At 61.0% G+C, this 2,331-nt stretch carries 1 protein-coding gene; it reads left to right on the top strand.

Annotation, left to right across the window (positions count from 1 at the left end):
- Window positions 1–2,319 (top strand): aconitate hydratase AcnA (gene acnA, locus HMPREF9538_RS17870; protein ID WP_009484629.1); only part of this gene is annotated, 2,319 nt, incomplete at its 5' end.
- Window positions 2,320–2,331: the final 12 nt, after the last annotated feature.

Below are 2,331 nucleotides of genomic sequence, written 5' to 3'. Positions count from 1 at the left end.
CCGCTATCGCCGGTTGACCTGGTGATCGACCACTCGGTGACCGTTGACCGCTTCGGCGACGACGAGGCCTTCGAAGACAACGTCCGCCTGGAAATGGAGCGGAACCACGAACGCTACGCTTTTCTGCGCTGGGGGCAGCAGGCCTTCAGCCGCTTCAGCGTGGTGCCGCCGGGCACCGGTATTTGCCACCAGGTGAACCTGGAATACCTTGGCCGGGCGGTCTGGAGCGAGGAGGTGAACGGCCAGTGGATGGCGTGGCCGGATACGCTGGTGGGCACCGACTCCCATACCACCATGATTAATGGTCTTGGCGTGCTGGGCTGGGGCGTGGGCGGGATTGAAGCGGAAGCCGCTATGCTGGGCCAGCCGGTGTCAATGCTGATCCCCGATGTTGTGGGCTTTAAGCTCAGCGGCAAACTGCGCGAAGGCATCACCGCCACTGACCTGGTACTGACGGTTACCCAAATGCTGCGTCAGCATGGCGTCGTCGGCAAGTTTGTTGAATTCTACGGTGACGGCCTGGATACCTTACCCCTTGCCGACAGGGCGACCATCGCCAATATGGCGCCGGAGTATGGCGCCACCTGTGGCTTTTTCCCTATCGATGACGTAACGCTCAGCTATATGCGTCTCAGCGGCCGTAGCGAAGAACAGGTCGCGCTGGTGGAAGCCTACGCTAAAGCCCAGGGCATGTGGCGCCAGCCTGGCGATGAGCCGGTCTTTACCAGTACCCTGGCGCTGGATATGAGCAGCGTCGAAGCGAGCCTCGCCGGGCCGAAGCGACCGCAGGATCGCGTGGCGCTGGGCGATGTTCCGAAAGCCTTCGCCGCCAGCGGCGAGCTGGAGGTTAACCACCTTCAGCGTCAGCGTCAGCCGGTTGACTATACGCTGAACGGGCATCACTATTCGCTACCGGATGGCGCGGTGGCTATTGCAGCGATTACCTCCTGCACCAATACCTCTAACCCCAGCGTGTTGATGGCCGCCGGCCTGCTGGCGAAAAAAGCCGTCGAACGCGGCCTGCAGCCGCAGCCGTGGGTGAAAGCTTCTCTGGCCCCAGGCTCGAAAGTGGTGTCGGATTATCTGGCCCATGCCGGCCTGACGCCTTACCTCGACCAGCTCGGCTTCAATCTGGTGGGATATGGTTGCACCACCTGTATCGGTAACTCCGGTCCATTGCCTGAACCTATCGAAGAAGCGATCAAAAAAGGCGATCTGACCGTCGGGGCAGTGCTCTCCGGTAACCGTAACTTCGAAGGGCGTATTCATCCGCTGGTGAAAACCAACTGGCTGGCCTCGCCGCCGTTGGTGGTCGCCTATGCGCTGGCGGGGAACATGAATATCGACCTCACCCGCGAGCCGTTGGGACAGGGCAAGAATGGCGAGCCGGTCTATCTGAAAGATATCTGGCCGAGCGGGGAGGAGATTGCCCGCGCGGTGGAACAGGTCTCCACCGAGATGTTCCGCAAAGAGTACGCGGAAGTGTTTTCCGGCACTGAGGAGTGGAAGGCGATCAAGGTGGAGGCGTCAGATACCTACGACTGGCAGGAGGACTCGACCTATATTCGCTTGTCGCCGTTCTTTGACGAGATGGGCGCCGAGCCGCTGCCGGTAGAGGATATTCGCGGCGCGCGGATCCTCGCCATGCTGGGCGACTCAGTCACCACGGACCACATTTCGCCGGCGGGGAGCATCAAAGCCGATAGTCCGGCAGGCCGCTATCTGCAGGAGCATGGGGTTGCCCGGCGCGACTTTAACTCCTATGGTTCCCGTCGCGGTAACCATGAGGTGATGATGCGTGGCACCTTCGCCAATATCCGCATCCGTAACGAAATGGTCCCAGGGGTGGAAGGGGGTATGACCCGCCATCTGCCGGATCCTGAACCGATGGCGATTTACGATGCGGCGATGCTGTACAAGGCTGAGGGTACACCGCTGGCGGTGATTGCCGGTAAGGAGTATGGCTCAGGTTCCAGCCGTGACTGGGCGGCGAAGGGGCCGCGCCTGCTGGGGATTCGGGTAGTGATCGCCGAGTCCTTCGAGCGTATCCATCGTTCCAACCTGATCGGAATGGGCATTTTGCCGCTGGAGTTCCCGCAGGGCGTCACCCGCAAAACGCTACGGTTGACAGGGGAAGAGCGGATTGATATCAGCAATCTGCAGTCGCTTCAGCCTGGCGCTACGGTGCCGGTGACCCTGACTCGCGCTGACGGCTCGCAGGAAGCGATCCCTTGTCGGTGCCGTATCGACACGGCGACCGAACTCACCTACTACCGCAACGACGGCATCCTGCACTACGTTATTCGTAATATGCTGTGAAACAAAGGGGCC

It is taken from the genome of Klebsiella sp. MS 92-3, from assembly GCF_000195655.1.
In the GTDB taxonomy this organism is placed as follows: domain Bacteria; phylum Pseudomonadota; class Gammaproteobacteria; order Enterobacterales; family Enterobacteriaceae; genus Klebsiella; species Klebsiella pneumoniae.
The sequence above is the reverse complement of the archived record's forward strand: the minus strand, read 5'-3'. Positions and strand labels throughout refer to the sequence as shown.